Origin of the sequence: Deinococcus sp. NW-56 (genome assembly GCF_002953415.1) — a bacterium.
In the GTDB taxonomy this organism is placed as follows: domain Bacteria; phylum Deinococcota; class Deinococci; order Deinococcales; family Deinococcaceae; genus Deinococcus.
The window spans coordinates 300,881-318,305 of record NZ_CP026518.1 but is presented as its reverse complement, the minus strand read 5'-3'; the positions used below and the strand labels follow the sequence as shown (position 1 = coordinate 318,305).

Annotated in this window: 15 protein-coding genes and 3 pseudogenes; 6 read left to right on the top strand and 12 right to left on the bottom strand. The window is 65.1% G+C overall.

Annotation, left to right across the window (positions count from 1 at the left end; genetic code table 11):
- Positions 1–80: 80 nt before the first annotated feature.
- Positions 81–449, bottom strand: a complete 369-nt coding sequence (locus C3K08_RS18330; RefSeq protein WP_199777067.1) for a hypothetical protein — start codon at positions 447–449, stop codon at positions 81–83.
- Positions 442–1,308 carry an HNH endonuclease gene (locus tag C3K08_RS17080; protein WP_234009275.1) on the bottom strand — a complete coding sequence of 289 codons (867 nt, stop codon included), beginning with the start codon at positions 1,306–1,308 and terminating at the stop codon, positions 442–444. Before C3K08_RS17080 ends, C3K08_RS18330 begins: the two co-directional genes overlap by 8 nt.
- Before the next feature lie 408 nt (positions 1,309–1,716).
- Here C3K08_RS17080 and C3K08_RS18145 point away from each other — a divergent pair, with 408 nt between their 5' ends.
- The gene (locus tag C3K08_RS18145) at positions 1,717–2,121 is read left to right on the top strand and encodes a hypothetical protein (protein ID WP_158680053.1); all 405 of its coding nucleotides are present in this window, start codon (positions 1,717–1,719) and stop codon (positions 2,119–2,121) included.
- On the opposite strand, the gene C3K08_RS17075 is transcribed toward C3K08_RS18145, so the two are convergent.
- The 8 genes and pseudogenes from C3K08_RS17075 to C3K08_RS17040 all read right to left on the bottom strand — a co-directional run bounded on the left by C3K08_RS17075 (position 2,078) and on the right by C3K08_RS17040 (position 9,769).
- Entirely contained in the window at positions 2,078–3,040 is a 963-nt protein-coding gene (locus C3K08_RS17075; protein ID WP_104991882.1) for an IS4 family transposase, read from the bottom strand. The genes C3K08_RS18145 and C3K08_RS17075 overlap by 44 nt on opposite strands.
- A gap of 638 nt (positions 3,041–3,678) precedes the next feature.
- Entirely contained in the window at positions 3,679–4,692 is a 1,014-nt protein-coding gene (locus C3K08_RS17070; protein WP_104992631.1) for a site-specific integrase, read from the bottom strand.
- Between the two features lie 390 nt (positions 4,693–5,082).
- Positions 5,083–5,589, bottom strand: coding sequence for a GNAT family N-acetyltransferase (locus tag C3K08_RS17065; RefSeq protein ID WP_104992630.1), 507 nt, complete (start codon positions 5,587–5,589; stop codon positions 5,083–5,085).
- Positions 5,586–5,864: a DUF1778 domain-containing protein gene (locus C3K08_RS17060; RefSeq protein WP_104992629.1), complete on the bottom strand. Its 279-nt coding sequence runs from the start codon at positions 5,862–5,864 to the stop codon at positions 5,586–5,588. The genes C3K08_RS17065 and C3K08_RS17060 overlap by 4 nt, the downstream gene beginning before the upstream one ends.
- Before the next feature lie 90 nt (positions 5,865–5,954).
- On the bottom strand, positions 5,955–7,280 hold the full coding sequence (locus tag C3K08_RS17055) for a site-specific integrase (protein ID WP_158680052.1): 1,326 nt from the start codon (positions 7,278–7,280) through the stop codon (positions 5,955–5,957).
- Positions 7,281–7,297: 17 nt separating this feature from the next.
- Entirely contained in the window at positions 7,298–8,083 is a 786-nt protein-coding gene (locus C3K08_RS17050; protein WP_104991621.1) for an IS630 family transposase, read from the bottom strand.
- Positions 8,023–8,322, bottom strand: a pseudogene (locus tag C3K08_RS18705) (helix-turn-helix domain-containing protein); the annotation flags it as partial. The pseudogene C3K08_RS18705 and the gene C3K08_RS17050, both read right to left, overlap by 61 nt.
- Positions 8,323–8,470: 148 nt before the next feature.
- On the bottom strand, positions 8,471–9,769 hold the full coding sequence (locus C3K08_RS17040; RefSeq protein WP_104989851.1) for an IS701 family transposase: 1,299 nt from the start codon (positions 9,767–9,769) through the stop codon (positions 8,471–8,473).
- 131 nt (positions 9,770–9,900) lie between these two features.
- Between C3K08_RS17040 and C3K08_RS17035 the strand changes: the two are divergent.
- Positions 9,901–10,365, top strand: a pseudogene (locus tag C3K08_RS17035) (transposase); the annotation flags it as partial.
- A 98-nt stretch (positions 10,366–10,463) separates the two neighbouring features.
- Here C3K08_RS17035 and C3K08_RS18700 read toward each other — a convergent pair.
- Positions 10,464–10,667 (bottom strand): annotated as a pseudogene (locus C3K08_RS18700) (ATP-binding protein); the annotation flags it as partial.
- A 62-nt stretch (positions 10,668–10,729) separates the two neighbouring features.
- Between C3K08_RS18700 and C3K08_RS17025 the strand changes: the two are divergent.
- The 4 genes from C3K08_RS17025 (at position 10,730) to C3K08_RS17010 (ending at position 14,460) form a co-directional block, all read left to right on the top strand.
- A protein-coding gene (locus tag C3K08_RS17025; RefSeq protein ID WP_234009238.1) for an IS3 family transposase occupies positions 10,730–11,844 on the top strand; the annotation gives its coding sequence in 2 pieces (ribosomal slippage) (positions 10,730–10,979 and positions 10,979–11,844; 1,116 coding nt in all).
- A 13-nt stretch (positions 11,845–11,857) separates the two neighbouring features.
- Positions 11,858–12,208 carry an endonuclease domain-containing protein gene (locus C3K08_RS17020; protein WP_104992627.1) on the top strand — a complete coding sequence of 117 codons (351 nt, stop codon included), beginning with the start codon at positions 11,858–11,860 and terminating at the stop codon, positions 12,206–12,208.
- Between the two features lie 502 nt (positions 12,209–12,710).
- The gene (locus C3K08_RS17015) at positions 12,711–13,247 is read left to right on the top strand and encodes a CueP family metal-binding protein (protein ID WP_104992626.1); all 537 of its coding nucleotides are present in this window, start codon (positions 12,711–12,713) and stop codon (positions 13,245–13,247) included.
- A 157-nt stretch (positions 13,248–13,404) separates the two neighbouring features.
- The gene (locus C3K08_RS17010; RefSeq protein ID WP_104992625.1) at positions 13,405–14,460 is read left to right on the top strand and encodes a beta-propeller fold lactonase family protein; all 1,056 of its coding nucleotides are present in this window, start codon (positions 13,405–13,407) and stop codon (positions 14,458–14,460) included.
- 53 nt (positions 14,461–14,513) lie between these two features.
- On the opposite strand, the gene C3K08_RS17005 is transcribed toward C3K08_RS17010, so the two are convergent.
- Positions 14,514–16,685: a copper-translocating P-type ATPase gene (locus C3K08_RS17005; protein WP_369848629.1), complete on the bottom strand. Its 2,172-nt coding sequence runs from the start codon at positions 16,683–16,685 to the stop codon at positions 14,514–14,516.
- Between the last annotated feature and the right edge of the window lie 740 nt (positions 16,686–17,425).

Below are 17,425 nucleotides of genomic sequence, written 5' to 3'. Positions count from 1 at the left end.
GCGTAACGCACGGGTTGGCGTATCGCGCGCGCGAGGACGGCCAGGGTCAGGTCCGTCATGACCTGCAGTTGGGGGGGCAGCTACTCCCTCCCCGCCCGGTACGCCGCGAGCAGCAGCGCCCCTCCCGCCGGGTCCGGCCGGGTGTAGGGCAGGCCCTCCCAGGCTTCCCGCAGCCGGGTGAGCGCCGGGCGGAAGGAGACGTCCTGCCGTTCTTCTCCGTCCCGCCTGGCCCTGGGGCCCTGGTAGACCGGCCGCTCGCCCACGAAGCCCCAGTAGAAGACCAGCCAGCGCTCGGCCACCCGGCGCAGGGGCACCGCGACCTCGCCCTCCGCCTCCAGCGGGTACTCGAGGGCGAGGTCGTTCAGCGCCCGCACCAGGGCGAACTTGTAGGTGTTGCTCTTGGCCTCGTGGCGCAGCAGGGCGGCCAGCAGCGCCTGACCGTCACCCACGGTAGACCTGCTCGGCGTGGAACAGCAGCCGCTCACGGGACACCGGCCGGAAGCCGCGTTCGGGTGGGGCGAGTGCCTGGCCCTCCAGCGCGTAGTAGTGCCGGCCGTTGTCGAACTCCTCGCGGATCCGGGGACTGACGATCAGGCGGCGGTCGTCGGGGTCGACGGTGACGTAGCCCTGGTCGTAGAGCCGGTGCAGGTCGCTGCGCAGCAGCAGCCCGTTCTCGACCGCGTGGGGGCCACCCTGGGCGTAGGGCTGCACGTGCGCGGCTTCCAGCACCGGGAGGGTCTTCTCGCCGGTGACCGCGCAGCGCCGGGCGTAGGCCTCAGTGACCAGGGCCCGGAAGGCGCCCTGCCCCAGGCGCGGACGCACGGTCCGGGGAGCACCGAAGCGGGCGCTCACCGCCGCCTCGGTCGCGGGGAGAACCTCCAGGGCGTGATCCACCTGCGCCTGCAGCCTCTCGGTGACCGCGTCGAACAGCGCCCGGCCGTCGGCCTCGTCGGTGGCGTAGCCCTTGCCGACGACAATGTTGCTCTTGAAGGACTCGGGAACCGGGATCCACTGCTCCCGCGGAAAGAAGAACGGCTCGGCGAGCAGCAGGCAGGTGATCTCCGGGTTGGCGTGCGGCTCCAGGGGGGTGCGGCGGTAGTGGGCGATGCGCCGGCGCATGACGTCCTGATCGGGCACGCCGTTGGCCTCCCGGAAGGCGTCCCAGGCGAGGGTAAGGGGCAGCCGCACCGCGCGCGCGAAAAAGCCTCCGCCCACGATGAAGTGGTGCGGGGCGTGCAGCTTGAAGAGAAAGAGTTCGCCCTCCCCCAGGGCCCCGAAGCCCTGACCGCTGGGCCGCCAGAAGTTCACCTCGGTCAGGCCACGCTGCCCGGCGAGGAAGTGTTACCACCCGTCGTCGGTGACGCCGACGAAGATCCGCATGCCTCAGGGTAGGGCAAGAGAGCAGTGATGAAACTCGCAGGTCGGCGTCAGCACCCTTTGAAGCCGCACAGCTGCTCAACAATCTGCTCTGCTGATGTCCGTCACGACCAGTACGGCCTTTGCATGGTCGCCTGCTGTACGGGACTCTATAACCCTCAAATGACGCGCATCCGCTGGCAGTCCCGCGTTACCTGGCCCGAGACGACACCTGTGCGTGATCAGGTCAAAGTAAATGCGACCCTGAGTCCAACTTGGAGTAAGCGGAAGTTGCAACGTGACACGGACGACAGATCTCCGCCGTCAAGATAGGAGCGTAAAAGTAGAGCACACTGTTTTTTGGGCTTTGCGCTTCTCTTGGTTCACGCCCCAGCTCAGGCTGCTCCGCTGGGCACCAAAGGCAGCGTCGCCGTCAGTCCCTTCTGTAAGGCCTACCGGTGTCAGCTCATCAAGAAGAGGGGGAGTCAGCTCTACAGCGGCAAAGCTCCCCCTCTTGGAACACATCATGCTTACAGCCTTCCCGGCTTCAAGGGGATCGAACTCTGGACGGAAAGGCTGCCGGATGGCACTCTCATGCAAGCCGAACTGGTCATCGCGGGTGAAGTCTGGCACAAAGTGCCTGTGGCAACGCGGAAGAAGATGATTGACCTGATGGTCAGGGATTTTATGGGTGTTGCCCTCTGTACCGGACATCTTGCCTTTAAACTGCGCCTGGCACGTGAAACGGCATGCTCAGCAGCCTGATCAGCCCTGGTAATTCGGGCAGATTCCACCGCAGGGCATTGCACAGCTGCTCTGCGCCGTACCGCACCAGGCTCATGGCCGGGCGGCCATGAGCCTTCACCTTGATCGGGACGTGCGCTTGGAGCCATACGCCCACCCGCAGGCAACTGACCCAGGCCAGGATGACCAGCCCGAACAGCCGTTCTAGTCGGTCTGGTCGAGTGATACCGGTCCGCTCCAGGTCAAACCCGCGCACCTTGAGGCTGGCGAACGTGCACTCCACCGACCAGCGCGCCCGGTACAGGACGCAGGTGTCCCAGACGCTGAAATCCGTGGCGATCGCCACCAGGTCCCCCGCGGGGGACCTGGTGGCCACGACCTGCATCACCTCCCCGTACACGTTGGCCCGCTCGGCGAGGCACCGCACTTCTCCGACCTTCAGATCACCGAACCAAGCATCCACACGCAACTCGTCGACCACGGCGTTCTTCCTGATACGGATGGCGCGCTTGATGCCCTTCCGTCTCAGGAACCGGAACCACTCGCCGCCGATGAACTCCCGGTCGGCGACGAGGCCCTTCCAGCGGCCCGCTGGAAGGGCCTTCAGGAGTCGTGAGACCAGCTGGATCCGCCGGACCGTGCTGCTGTTGCCGTCGTGATCCAGGGCAGTCCAGACGAGTGGCACCGTGTAGCCGTGCAGGACGACGCCAAGCACCAGGAGATTCAGGGGCGACTCGCCGCGCTCCCACGTCGTGCGGTCCATGCTGAGCAGCAATTTCCCTGGGGGCAGCAGAGCCAGGAGGAAGGCCAGGAAGACGGACTCGGTGAGCTGAGGATCCCGGTACCCTCGTTCCACCCGGCGTCTCTTTGCGTCGAGGGAGCTGACTCCGGGCAGGTGGGCGCACAGGTCACTCTGGTTCACGCTTCGGGCCGTCACCATCGCGAAGATCAAGTCCACGACACGCTGCAGCGTGTCGTGGCGCGGGAAGGGCACGCAGGCTTTGAAGTGGCGGGTGAGTTCGATACGCTGGAGATCGGCGGGTTTTGGGATGGTCACACACTCAAAACACCGCCGTTTGTTGTGCCACTTCGCGACCGATCACACGTTCAGAAATTTTCCGTCCAGCACAGCTTCAACCTGAAGATGTCCGGTACAGAGCCTGAATCCTATCTAAGAGGAGAGGAAGTGGAACACGCGCCTCTCGTGCACATGTTCCACTTCTCAAAGCTGCTTGCCAACATCAAGCCGCCAGACCTGCCTGGAACTCCTGCCAAGGAAGGAGCGACTTGCATTCTGACTGTGCATGGTCATGAAGGCGAGATCCTATCTGGGGGGCTGTACCCCTCAGCGGCGACTGGAGGCCCCTTCCTGGCGATTCTGTGGGCAAGTCGAAAAAATGCCCTCCCAGACAGCTTTTTTCAGAGGTGTTTTTCGCCATGAAGCGAAATATCCGTTAATATTTCGGTTGAATCAGAACAAACCCTCCGTTGGAGCGGTTGTGTGAGAGGTCAACGTTCCCGAACTGACCCACGACCTCCAGCGTCGCGAGCCGTTCGGGCCGTGCTTGCCCGGACGGCCTACCATCCGGCGAGGTCGCCCTTGAGGTCGTCGACTGGGAGGGCCGCGTAGCCTTTGCGGGTGGTATCCACGCTCTCGTGCCCCAGGTGCGCCGCCACCCGCCCGAAGTCCTTGACCTGCCCCAGCAGCCGCGTCCCCGCATACTTCCGCCCCGGGTGAAAGCCCCGGAACTTCACGCCCGCCACCTTGAACGCCTTGCCCAGGTGATACCGAGCTGTCTCCGGATCCGAGAAGCGGAACACCCGGTCGGGACCCGTGGTGCGCAGCCCGTCGAGCTGCTCCGTGCCCCCGGGCCCATACAGGGCCCGGTAATCCCGTACCGCCCGCGCTAGCGACGTGCTCATCGCCACCACCCGGCTCTTGCGGCCCTTGCCCGACGTCACCTGAAGGCGCCGCGCGCCCTCGTCGAGTTCTTCCCACCTCAGCGCCAGGGCCTCGCTGATCCGTAAGCCCCCGTGGGCGGTCAGCAGCAGCAGCAACCGGGCCTGCACGTCGGCCACCTGCAGCACGTCGTGGAGTTCGTCGTCGGTGTAAGGGGGACGCTTAACAAGGCCAGGCGTGGGATCGCGGGGCACGCGGACATCCTGAAAGGGCGTGGCCTCGGTCGCTCCAGCCCAGCGCAGGGCCCGGTAGAGACAGCTGGCCGCCGCGACCCGTTGCGACACACCCGCCGGTGCCCGACCTTCCGCCAAGAGAGCATTGACGAAACTTTGACCGTCATGACGGCCCGGCCGCAGCAGACTGACGGCCTGAGTCTCGGCCCAGGTCAGGAATTGCCGCACGCCCCGAGCGTAGGCCGCGACCGTGTGGGGGCTGGTCAGGACACCCGAGGCGCCGGCGTGGCTGAGGTAGGCAGTGGTGAGGCTGACCAGGGAGGTGACGTCCTTTTCCCCAGCGGCCTGGACTGCCCGGCGCCGCAGCTCCTCGTCATGCAGGCTGGTCCACTCCCGGGTCCTGGCGAGGAGGTCCCCGCGGTACAGGGCCAGCTCTCCCCCACTCGGCTTGTCAGGCATAAGACCACTTATGCCTGAACAACTGTCAGAGGCTTCTGACGCTGTCCAGGGGTCAGCCAACCCTAGCGATCACCCGATGCCAGGGCTGATGGTGGTCGCGACACCGGAGGACGTGTTCCAACTGAACAGGCTCTCCTGCCGGGCCAGCGGCCAGGACGTTGGTCAGAAGCTGCAATTATTCAGCTGGCAAAGCAACTCTCAGCCCTCCCATCGGCGCCCTTGATTCAACGCTTTGCGCAGCAGCGCCGCGACAAGCTCCTCGGCACGGCGAGTGGTCCGAGCTTAGGGCTGCCCGGCCGAACCCCAGGGCGCCCATTCGCCCACAAGGTTCCGGGGAGGAGCAGCCCTCCAAGCCGGTTGGACACCTATGACCAGATCCTTCCTCGACCGCTAGGGCAGTTGCCGGATGGTATTCATCGGAAGGAACAGTTTGAGGGGCTGATCCCGGAAGGGGATGAAGCCCAGCCGGGCGTAGAGGGCCGCGACCTTCTCGTTCTTGGCGTCTAGAATAACCGCGTAGGACGCCACCGTCTCCGCCGCCCGCGCGGCCTGGCGCAGGGCGTGCAGGATCAGGTCCGTGCCGATGCCCTGCCCACGCAGGTCCCTGTGAATGGCGACGCGGCCCAGCAGGGTCACCGCCACCTGCGGGTAGGGAAACTTCCTGGCCTGGGTCCCGCTGAACACCTCCTGGCGCGGGACGCTGGCCGACGTCAGGGTGTAGTACCCCTGTACCCGGTCCGCCTCATCGACCATCAGGAAGACGGCCGCCTGACCCGTCTTCAGGTCCCGTTGTAGGCGGCCTTCTCTCAGGTAGGCGGTCAGATGCTCGTTTAGGCTCTCGAAGGCACGGGCGTCGTAGTCCGGGCTGAAGGGAACAACGCGGAAGCCAGTGGTCACGAACCGAAGCGTTCCCGGCTGCGGGCGGCGGCCTGCCGCAGAGCGTCGTTCGGGGCTGGCGGGTTCATCAGGGTGTCCATGAACAGCTGCTGGTCCGCCGTGGATAGCCGCAGGGTGCGGTGGGCCTCGAGCGTCTCCAGCGCGCGGCTGTACGCCGCCTGGATGACGAAGTCGCTGAGGGACAGGCCCTGCACGGCGGCGGCCGCCCCGATCGTCTCCTTCTTTTCCGCGTCGATGCGCGCCTCGAGCCTCTGAAGTTTGGCTGCACTCGTCATGGCTCCCTCCTGTTCTTATTGTACGGCATTTTGCCGTACAATCATAGGCAGTACTTCGAGGTGAGGCTGACCAGCCTCTGGGCGGCTGGCTCACCCGGAAGTAGGACTCCGCAGCGTTTCTCCAGGGCTGCTTCGGGTGGGCACCACCTCCCGTAACACTGCCGCCGCCCATTCCGGTGCCGTTGCAAGGAAGGTGCCGAGGGCCTGATGGAGTTGCTTCAGGGCTTCCAGCCCCTGTCCCAGGTCGGTTGCCGAGGTGGGACAGGGGCTGGGGCCATGTCCCTCGCTCCCCGTCTCCAGGAGGTCTGCCAGGGACAGAGCCCCCGCCGCCCGTTGGTCGTCATACAGGTGCGTGTACACCTTCAGGGTAAAGCTGGCGTCGGCATGCCCCAGCCGGTCCGCCACGACTTTGGGCGGCACGCCCCGGCGGATCAGCAGGCTCGCCGCCGTGTGCCGCAGGTCGTGGAAGCGCAGCCGCGGCACACCGGCCTCCTCCATCAGCGCCCGGTACGTCCGGTCGAGGTGACGGCCCTGCACGTGATTTCCAGAGGCCGCTGTAAAGACCAGGTCAGTGGGACGTGGGACGCGCCTTCCCCGCTGTTCCCGCCGTGCGTGCTCCTTCAGCAGGTCAACCGTGTCCCCAGCCAGCAGGATGCGGCGATGCCCGGCGTCGGTCTTCGGCTGTCCGATGCCGTAGTGCCCGGACGCGTCCTTGACCAGGTTGTGCCGGACGGTGATCTCACGGCCTTCCAGGTCCACGTCTCCCCAGTGCAGGGCCAGCAACTCGCCCCGGCGCATCCCGGTGCTCAGGGCCAGCGCAAAGAGGGGGTAGAGGCGGTGCCCCTGCGCCACCTTCAGGAACCTCGCGGCCTGGGCCGGAGTCCACACCAGCGTCTCCTGCCGGACCACCTTCGGCTTGCGGACGTTCTCTGCCACGTTGAGAGGCACGAGTTGCCAGCGCACCGCCTGCCGCAACGCCATCCGCAGGATGTGCAGCGACCGTCCGGCTCCACGGGGGCCGTTCTGTCGGTGCAGGGTCTGCACCATCTCCTCGACCTCGAGCACCTGAAGCCCGACCAGGGAACGCGCTCCGAGGGTGGGGAGCACCGGGAGCAGGGCATGGACATACGTGCGGTAGGTGGAGGGCCGCACATCGCGTTCCTTGTAGGCCAGCCAGCGCAAAAGGAACGCATGCAGGGAGTCAGGCTCCCTGGCTGGCGGCAGGGCGGGGGGAGTGGCCGTGCGGCGCCTCACCGGCTTCGCCTTGGGGAGGGTGCGCAGCAGGGCCGCGAGGGCCCGTTCCGCCTCCACGCGGGTCTTGCGGCTCACGGACCGGCGGCGCTGCTTTCCGGTGACGGGATCTTTGTAGCTCGCCAGCCCCCGGTAACTGACGATGCGGCCCTTAGAGGCTGCCAAGAACCCTAGTACAGCGTTCATTTAATACGAATGGCTTCGTAGTGCCGTCCTAGCGTCCGGCGGGCGACCTGGGTGGAGAACTGCCAGTTGAGGGTGACGCCCGCGCGTGAACGCGCTGCCACCCAAGCCTCGACTTCCGACCGAAGCCGTTCCAGCACTGGAATACGCCGGTTCAAGCACTGCCGCTGAAGGGCACTGAATTCCAGTTCTGCCATGTTCAGCCACGAGGCATGTTTGGGCGTGTAGACCCACTCGAAGCGGCCCACCAACCGGTGGGCCGCCTGTGGCGACATGAACTTGTAGAAACTGCCGCCGTGATGCGTATTGAGGTGGTCCTGAACCAGGGTGATCTGGACGGCTGCTGGATAGGCCCGTTCCAGGTTCTGCATGAAGGCGGTGTACTCCTCGGCGGTCCGTCGGGCACAGACCTGGACAAACCGTCGGCCTGTTTTCGGCTCGACGGCCAGCAACACAGCCGCGCTCCCAAAGCGCTGGTATTCGTAGTCTTGTTTGGCGACTCGCCCCGGTTCCGATGGAACCGGGGCCATGACGTCACCGATCAGGAAGCAGGGTTGCTCATCGAAGCACAACACGGGAAAACGGTCGTCGTAGGGCCGAGAGTACACGTCCAGAACGCGTTCCATCTCGCAGAGGAAATTCGCCGTCAGGTGCGCGATGCACCACTGCCTTTTGCGGTGCGGCTGGACCGCGTTTTTTTCAGAATGTAGAACACCGTCGACGGAGCGATGTGGTCGACCAAGTTCAGCTCTACAGCCTTCTCTGCCAGCAAGCGAATACTCCATTGTGCGTGACCTTCGGGCGCCTCACTGCACGCCAGCGCGGTGATGGCCGCCCGGTCTTTGCCGTCGAACTTCGCGGGTCGCCCCGTATGCGGCGCATCGAACAGCGCCGCGTCCAGTCCCCCCAGGGCAAAGCGTTTTCGGGTCGCTTGCACCATCTGGACGCTGATACCGAGGGCGTCCTTGATGGCCGAGTCCGTGACCTGTCGATGGGCCAGCAGCAGAATCCGGGCGCGGGTCATGACCCGCGCCTTGCCACTGCCCTTCATGGTCATGCCGTGCAGAGTCTGTTCTTGCTCAGCACTCAAAGTCACTGGATAGCGAAGAGGACGGCTCATACCTCACTATGACAAATTCAAAAACGCTGTACTAGCTGTACTTCGGGGATATTCAGGGGCCGCTGAATAAGGCGGTGCAGGTGTGACATCGGCGGCAAGGAGGTGGCAGGGGCAAGTCCCCTGCCACCTCCGCTCGAATGGCCGGAATGGTGTCGCCTCTGAGGTCGTCGGGCTGGGTGAGGCGAAGCCATTGCAGGAAGGTCAGGGCCACCATACACAGCACGGCGTGGTGATGCAGACCTTGCCAGGACCGGCCCTCGAAGTGGTCCAGCCCGACTTCGTCCTTCAGCTCCCGGTGGCTCAGCTCACACGCCCAGCGGCGCTTGGTGACTTCCACCAACCGCGACAACGGCGTGTCAGGGGGCAGATTGCAGACGTAGTATTTGCGCTCCTCACCTCGTCGCTGTTCTCCGATGATCCAGGCGGCTTGACCCGGCAGATGTTGACTGCGAGCGTACTCCTCCCCGTCTGCCAGGCGAACGTATTCAGCCGCGAAGCGTCCGGAGAGCGGGCCTTTGGTTCCATGTCGCCATACCAGGTGCTGCCATGCAGCACCCGCCAGCACTTCTTCTACCGACAGTCGGTCCTCGGATGGGGTTGGGTGCGTCGGTTTCCTGCCCCGGAAGATCCGAGGGATGGGGATCAAGCGAACGTCCCTGGGATAGACCGTCTGCGTGCGGGTGATGCCGACCGACCACAGCAGTCCTCGCTCGGTGAGTGCCTGCCGGAACCGGGCGTTCACGCCGTACCCCGCATCCGCCAGAACCATGCCGAAGGTGACGTGTGGACGCACCCGGTCCAACTCTTTCAGCGCCAGTTCGCACTTGGTCTGTGGCGGCTGGTGTTCCAACGGAACACCAGCCGCCCTGAGCCGAGCGGGATCGTTGGTCCACTCCTGTGGCAAGAAGAGCCGTAGGGCGAGCGGAACCGGCAAGTCGTGCTGGGCCAACGTCAGGGAGACGAGGCATTGACAGGGGGTGATCTTCCCGACCTGCCCGGAATACTGACGGGCGACGCCGACAGACTTGGTGCCGAACTTTGTCAAGCAGGTGTCGTCGATGATCAGCACGGCGTCTTTGCCACCCAGCATCTGCTGAGCCCGCTGAGCGAGCAGGGTTTCCAGGGGTTCGGTCAGCCAGGGGCTGTCGGTGATGAACTGCTGGAGATGGTCCTCTTTCCCGGGCGCCACGACGGCAGCCAAGGGCTGCATGCTTTTTCGGTGGACCGTGCTGCACAATCCACGGACGTACAGAGGCGCCCAGGTCCGCTGGGCTCGGTGGCGAAAATGCACCAGAAAGGGCGCAAACCAGGTAGGGAAATGTCGGGTCCAGCGAGGCAGAGAACGAGCCATAGCACAGGGGCCAGCATCTCGGATGCTGGCCCCTGTGTCCCCTCCCTGAATATTCCCGAAGTACAGCTAGAGGCTGCCAAGAACAGGGACGAACTCGAGGGGCGTGGCTCTGAGAACAGCAGAATGGGTGGGTGACGCGGCGAGGCTACCCCAGCGACGTTGACGACGACACCTACTTGTTCCTGCTCCCGTACCTGCTGCTCAGCCGTGCGGATGCAGGTCAACGGAAGTACCCCATCCGGGATGTCCTGAACGCCTTGCTGTGGATGGCCCGCACGGGGGCGCAGTGGAGCTATCTTCCAAACGACTTTCCTCCTGCGGAGACGGTGCGCCAACAGGCGCACCGTTGGTTCGTGGCAGGCTGCTTCGAGAATGCCGCCCACGACCTGCGAATCCTGGCCCGGGTGGAGCAAGGTCGAGATCCCGAGCCGTCCGCGGTGGTCATGGACAGCCGAACCCTCCAAAGCACACCTGAAAGCGGTCACCGTGCGGGCTATGACGGGGCCAAGAAGCGCAAGGGCACCAAGGTTCACCTCGCCGTGGACACCCTGGGACACGTGCTGGCTATCCTCACTTCCCCAGCCAACGAACAGGATGCGTATGCTGGCCAATCCGGCACCCGCTGCTGGAGTTATCCGGCCTCCAGGAATGGAGTTATCCGGCACCCTCCCAGCCAACGGACGAGCTGTCCCCATTATGAAAGGCTGACCGTCTCCGGGGTCAACTTCCTGCTCTTCTTTCTGAGGCTTTCTCCCCGAAGTTCGATCCGGTAGGCGTGATGCAGGACGCGATCCAAGATCGCGTCCGCCAGCGTGGGATCTCCCAGATTCGCGTGCCAGGCCGGGGTCGGGAACTGACTGGTAATGATCGTCGAAGCCCGTTCATAGCGGTCATCCAGTGACCTTGCCCCTGTTTCCGGTGCCAGTCTGATTGCAAATCGAGCAGCAAACTTGGAGGCACATGAAAGGCAAACGGTACACCGAACAACAGATCCTGGACATCCTCGGGCAGCTTGAGGCAGGCACGCCGCTGAGCGATCTGACGCGACTCCATGGAGTCGCGATGACGACCATCTACCGCTGGAAAGCCAAATACGGTGGGATGACCAAAGACGAGACCCGCAAGTTTCGCCAGTTGGAAGCAGAAAACCAGCGCCTGAAGAAGTTGGTAGCGGATCTGTCGCTCGACAACGCCATGCTGAAGGAGGTGGTGGGGCGAAAGTGGTGACGCCTGGGACGTCGTCCCAGGCGCAGACGCCCCTCAAAAAGCAGATGGTGACCCTGCTGCGGGATTCTTTTGCGGTCAGCGAACGTCGGGCCTGCCGGGTCCTGGGCTTTTCCCGGACCACGCAAAGACGGAACAGCCCCAAAAGGGAAAAAGACCAACGCCTGGTCGAGCGTCTCCGCACACTGGCCCGAGAGCGACCTCGGTTCGGGTACCGGCGGATTCACCTGATGCTGGGTCGAGAGGGCGAGACCGTCAACCACAAGCGCGTCTACCGGATCTACCGGGCTGAAGGGCTGGCCGTTCGAAAGAAGGAGCGCCGCAAGCTCAGTGTAGGAGAGCGACAGCAGAAACCTGCGGTTTCTGCGCCCAATCAGCGGTGGAGCCTCGACTTCATGTCGGACCAGCTGGCCTCCGGGCAGCGGTTTCGGGTCCTGAACGTCGTGGATGACTTCACCCGGGAGTGCCTGGTGATGCACGTCGGGACCTCCATCACCGGGCATGACGTCGTCCGCGCTCTGGAAGCGGTGGTCCGCTTCCGGGGGGCACCGCAGTCGATCACCACCGACAATGGCCCAGAGTTCGCGGGCAAGGGCCTGGATCTCTGGACCCATGGGCGTGGCATCACGCACACCTTCATCCGGCCGGGGAAGCCCGTCGAGAACGCTTACATCGAGAGTTTCAACGGCCGTGTCCGGGACGAGTGTCTGAATCTGCACTGGTTCCAAAGCTTGGATCAGGCACGCCTGATCCTCTCTGCCTGGCGCCAGGACTACAACGCCGTCAGGCCGCATACCTCGCTCGGTGGACGGACCCCGAACGAATTCGCCCGCCTCGAACAGGCGGGCTGAGGTACGCTGACTTTTGCAAATCGGCTGGTACCGCAATTGGGGCACCCTCATCGCTCAACTCCATTCGAGTCAGTTGGAAGAGGGATTCGCCGAGCGTCTGCGTGAGGCAGGCCTCGCGTTTGTCGAACAGTATGCCCTGGGTCCCTACGTCGTGGATCTGGCCTTTCCGCAGGTACGGCTGCTTGTGGAGGTGGACGGCGAGGCGTATCACGCTTCTTCCAGCGCCCAGGCCAGGGATGACCGCAAGGACGCGCTGGCCGCCTCAGAGGGCTGGCAGGTCATCCGCGTCCCACAGTTCATGATCGAACATCATCCAGAAGAAGCGGTCCGAACCGTGGTCGAAGCCTATCTGCACGGCCGATAGCGGTGGTCAAACGGGCTGCTGCACCCGCATATTCGCCACCAAGGCTGTCGGCAGCCCCACATATGGCAGCTACGCGACGACGCTCCTCAAGCTGTTTCGCAGCGATATCGGCGAGCCCCTCGTTGCCGCTGCCACGTTCGACCGGGACTTGCTGCTCTTGAAATGCTCCGGCACCCGAACCTCGTGCGCGAAAAACGCTCGTTCCACATCAGCCATAGCCCCTGCCTGGTCCTGGAGTACGTGCCTGGGGAGACGTCCCTGGCTTCCCGCATTGCCTCTGCGCGCCAACGATGTATGGCAAAGATAAGGGGAAGGAAGACGGTCCCGACCGAGGTGGCGTGGGCTTTCAATGTGATTGCCTCGGCTTAAGCAGCCATGCTCTCGCTCCAGGTGACCAAGGCTCGGGACACCGCAGTTCCTTCCAGTTCGGAAGCTGGGGACCTGCTCGAGCCAAACACTTGCTTAACACAACGCCGCTACCTTGACCCCAGAGGCGAATGATATGCACAAGACTCTTTCGGTGATCCTCACTGGCACGCTCCTGAGCACGCTGGCATTTGCGCAGCCGCCCAGCCTGTCCCCCAACCCTGCGCTCTTGGGGGGCGTGAGTCCCCAGCAGGCCCTCAAGCTGGCGAACACCTGGCGGGCCCAAGGCGGACTGCAAAGCTACGTGACCCCCGAGGCCGTCCACTTCACCTTTCCGGACGGTCAGAAGCGGGCCATCGCCCTTCCCAAAGGGCAGATGGTGGTGGCCATCGCGCCCTATATCACCAAGACCCACCCCTGCAAGACGCACTTCACCTCAGGCTGCCAGGGCGAGTTGGTCAACACTCCAGTCAAGGTGCACGTTACCACCCGCACGGGCAAGACCGTGCTGCAAAAAACCGTCAGGACCCTCGACAACGGCTTCCTGGAACTGTGGCTCGACCGCGGCCAGCAGTACAAGGTCACCTTGACGGCTCAGGGCAAGACCACCCGGGGCACCCTGGCCACCCTGCCCAGCAGTGACACCTGCGTCACCACACTCCAGTTGCGTTAGGCGCCCAGCCATCAGATCAGTCCAGCCTTCTGGCCGTCCCAGGCGTCCAGCGTCCGCCCCCTTGTCTCGATTCCCGCCCCGAACGCCTTTCTCCGGTTACACGCTGAGTTCGGGCTCACCAGAAGAAGCCATTCCCCTACCCCTGGAGGTCGTCTTCATGTCACATCGTCCCCCCCTGGCCCTTTTCCTCACGCTGTTGACTCTGTCCAGCTCTGCCCTGGCAGGAGGGACCTCAGCCCCACAAGGCACCCTCTGGATCGCGGATGAAGTCAGCGGCAGCCTGACCGTCGTGGACGCGGGCACGAACTGGGTCCGGGCCACCTTGAGTGGCGTCCCCGCGCCGCACAACGTCCAGCTCTCCCCGGACGGGAAGAGCGCCTGGGCAGTCCTCGGCCAGAACGCTCAGGCCGTCAAGATCGATGCCGTCTCCCTGCGGGTGGTGGGCACTGTGGCTACCGGTGCGGGGCCCGCACACGTCATCGTCAGCCCGGACGGCCAGCGGGCCTACGTGACCAACGGGGAAGCCGGCAGCGTCTCCATCCTTGACGCCGTGGCCATGAAGCCCCTGACCACCGTGAAGGTAGGCTCCCACCCCCACGGCCTCAGGCCCAGTCCGGATGGGCGCTGGGTGCTCGTCGCCAACACCGGATCAGGCAGCGTGAGCTGGATCGACACCCGCACGGCTCGCCGGGTCGCCGACACGCCCGTCGGCAAGGCCCCGGCCCAGGTCGCCTTCGCCCCGAACAACCGGGTGGCGTACGTGACCCTGCGGGACGAGAACGCGGTGGCCCGCATCGACGTGGCCACCCGCAAGGTGCTGGGCAAGGTAGCGGTCGGCCCCGGCCCCATCCAGCTGACGGTGACGCCGGACAACCGCTTCGTGCTGGTGGCCAACCAGGGCACTCCAGAGCGTCCCGGAACCACCCTCTCGGTGATCGACGCCGCGAAGTTCAGGGTGGTGGCGAACATCACCACCGGAGCGGGTGCCCACGGGGTCACGGTCGACCCGACCGGCCGCTTCGCCTACGTGACCAACACCTACGCGAACACGCTCTCGGTGGTGGACCTCGCTGCGCGCCGGACGGTCGCCCAGATTCCCACCGGCCGTGGCCCGAACGGCGTGAGCTTCTCAGCCCTGCGTCCCACCGTGACGGGCGCGCGGAACCTCGCATTGGGCGAACCTGCTGGGGATGATCACGACAGCCACCACTGAAGCTTGATGGAGCACGCCCCATCCCAGAGGGTGGGGCGCTTCTTTTGCTGCGTTCAGGCCTCAGCCACTGCCGGGCGGTCGAAGCGCAGCCGGTTCAGCGACAGGGCGTTGAGCGTCACGATGACGGTGCTGGCACTCATCAGCAGGGCGGCCCACTCCGGGCGCAGCAGGACACCGTACGAGGGGTACAGTACGCCCGCGGCGAAGGGGATCGCCAGGACGTTGTAGATGGCGGCCCAGAAGAGGTTCTGCTTGATCTTGCCCCGGACGTGGCGGGCCAGGGCGATGCCAACGGCCACGCTCGCCGGGTCACTCTTCACCAGGACTACGTCGGCGGTCTCCACCGCCACGTCTGTTCCCGCTCCGATGGCTATGCCTACTTCCGCCTGCGCGAGGGCAGGCGCGTCATTCACACCGTCGCCGACCATCGCCACCTTGCGGCCCTGCCCCTGCAACTCCTGAACCTTTGCGGCCTTCTGCTCGGGCAGCACGTCCGCGATCACCGTGTCCATGCCCAACTGCCGGGCGACCGCCTCTGCCGTGTGTCGGTTGTCGCCCGTCAACATCACCGTCTGCACGCCCAAGCGGTGCAGTTCCGTGACCGCCACCCGCGCCGACTCGCGGATGGTATCCGCCACCGCCACGACGCCCAGCGCCTGCCCGTCCGCAGCCACGTACATCGCGGTCTTGCCGTCCGCCGCCAGCCCGTCTACCTCGGCCGGAAGAGCTCCGACGTCCACCCCTTCCCGGTCCATCAACTTGCGGTTGCCGATGAGTACCCGCTGGCTCCCCACCGTGGCGGCGACGCCGTGTCCGGGAATGCTGTCAAAGGCTTCGGGGCGCTGGACCGTGACACCCCGCGCCTGCGCACCCTTCACGATGGCCTCAGCCAGTGGGTGCTGCGAGGGCTGATCCGCCGAGGCCGCCAGGTGCAGCAGGTCGGCTTCGCTGACCCCACGGGCGGGGACCAGGTCGGTCAAGGCAGGCTTGCCCTCGGTGAGCGTCCCGGTCTTGTCGAAGATCACGGTGTCCACGCCCGCCGTCCCCTCCAACGCCGTCGCGTTCTTGAACAGCACACCCTCCCGTGCCCCCTTGCCCACCCCCACAGTGATGGCGGTGGGCGTGGCGAGGGCCAGCGCATCCGGGCAGGCAATGACGACGGTGGAAACAGCAGCGGTCAGCGCGAACACGACCCCGGCGCCCAGGAAGGACCAGACCAGAAAGGCGATCAGCCCGCTGCCCAGGGCGACGAACACCAGGTACTTGCCCGCCGTGTCGGCCAAGCGCTGTGCCGGGGCCTTGCTGGCCTGCGCGTTTTGCACCATCTGCACGATGCGCGAAAGAGCGGTGTCCGCGCCGACCGCCGTCGCCCGGAAGTGGAAGGCTCCGTTCTGGTTGACCGTGCCGCCGGTGACCCTCGCCCCTGCGCTCTTGGCGACGGGAACCGGCTCGCCGGTGATCATGCTCTCGTCCACGTAGGAAGTGCCGGAGACGACCTCTCCATCCACTGGCACCCGGTCGCCGGGGCGCACGACGATCTCGTCACCCACGATGACCTGCTCCAGCGACACTTCGACTTCCTGCCCGTCCCGTATCACCCGGGCCGTGGAGGGAGCCAGTTTCAGCAACGCCTCAACCGCTCTCCCTGTGGCGAAGCGCGAGCGCATCTCCAGCCAGTGCCCGGCCAGAGAGAAGGTCGTGAGCATCGCGGCGGCCTCGAAAAAGACCTCATCGGTGCGTAGGAAGAGGGTGGCCCAGACCGAGTAGACATAGGACACCAGGATGCCCGTGGCGATCAGGGTCATCATGTTCGCCTCGCGCCGCTTGAGGGCACGCCAGGCGGCGGAGATGAACGGCCAGCCGCCCCACCACACCACGGGCGTGGATAGGATCAGGCCGAACCAGCCCATCGAGAGGCCGAAGGGCGGCGCTGCCGTGAACCCCAGCAGCTCGCCGATCGGGGAGTACAGCACGATGGGAATGGTCAGCAGCAGCGACACCACGAAGCGGCGCAGCATGTCATTCACCATCTCCGCACCGTGTCCGGCGTGCTCATCGTGGCCCGTGTCCTCGGTCGTGCCATGGCCACTGTGACCGTGCCCCGCAGAGGCCGGACGGCTGCCCGTCATGGCGGCGTGGTCATGCCCGGCCTGGTGCGTCCCCAGGGCATCCGCTTCCCTAGCGCCTTGATGGTGCCCACCGGGAGCCGCTGCAGTGGCCCGCATGGCGGCATGATCATGCCCCGTGGGCTCGTGGCCCATGCTGGGATGCCCGGGCTGCGCAGTGGATGGTCGGCACTCCTCGCACACGCAGTCATACCCGGCGGTATGCAGGCGGCGGCGCAGTTCCGCCTCGCTGACCGTGCCCGGATCATAGCCGAGGTGCGCAACAGCACGTGTGCGATCAATATGCACGCTGTGCACCCCCTGAATACCCGAGAGACTGCGCTCAAGGTCAGCGAACTCCGAACCGTCATAACAGTTCCGGAACGCCACCTCCAGAATGGCCGAGGTTCCCGCATGGTTCCCGGTGTGGCCGTGATGATGCGTCTCGTGATGTCGTGTCATGTGTGCTCCTGCTTTCCTTCTTCTCGCTCACGGCATGACTGCCCCGTACCCTGAGGTCCGAGAGAGAGTTCAGACTCTGGAAAATGAGTCGTCTTGGTTGTGGATGACGGGGGACATGATCATCGTGCCTCCTGAAGAGGGCCAGCCTGCTGCGGCAACCTAAGACACCCTCTGGTCTTTCGCGAATAGAGCGTGGACCGTGACCTGTCACCCTTCTCAGGGGTGAGGAGGCCGGGTGGCGCCAGATGGGATGACCAGGGGCGGACCAACGTGCAGTCTGTTGTCTCCTGCTGGGGCGATAGCCGTGACGGGGGAGGGGCCTGTTGGCGTCTACCTCCGCATTTACCCTAGATCCTCCCTGGGGGGATGTCAAGGAAGGGGGCAGCGAGCGAGCGTAA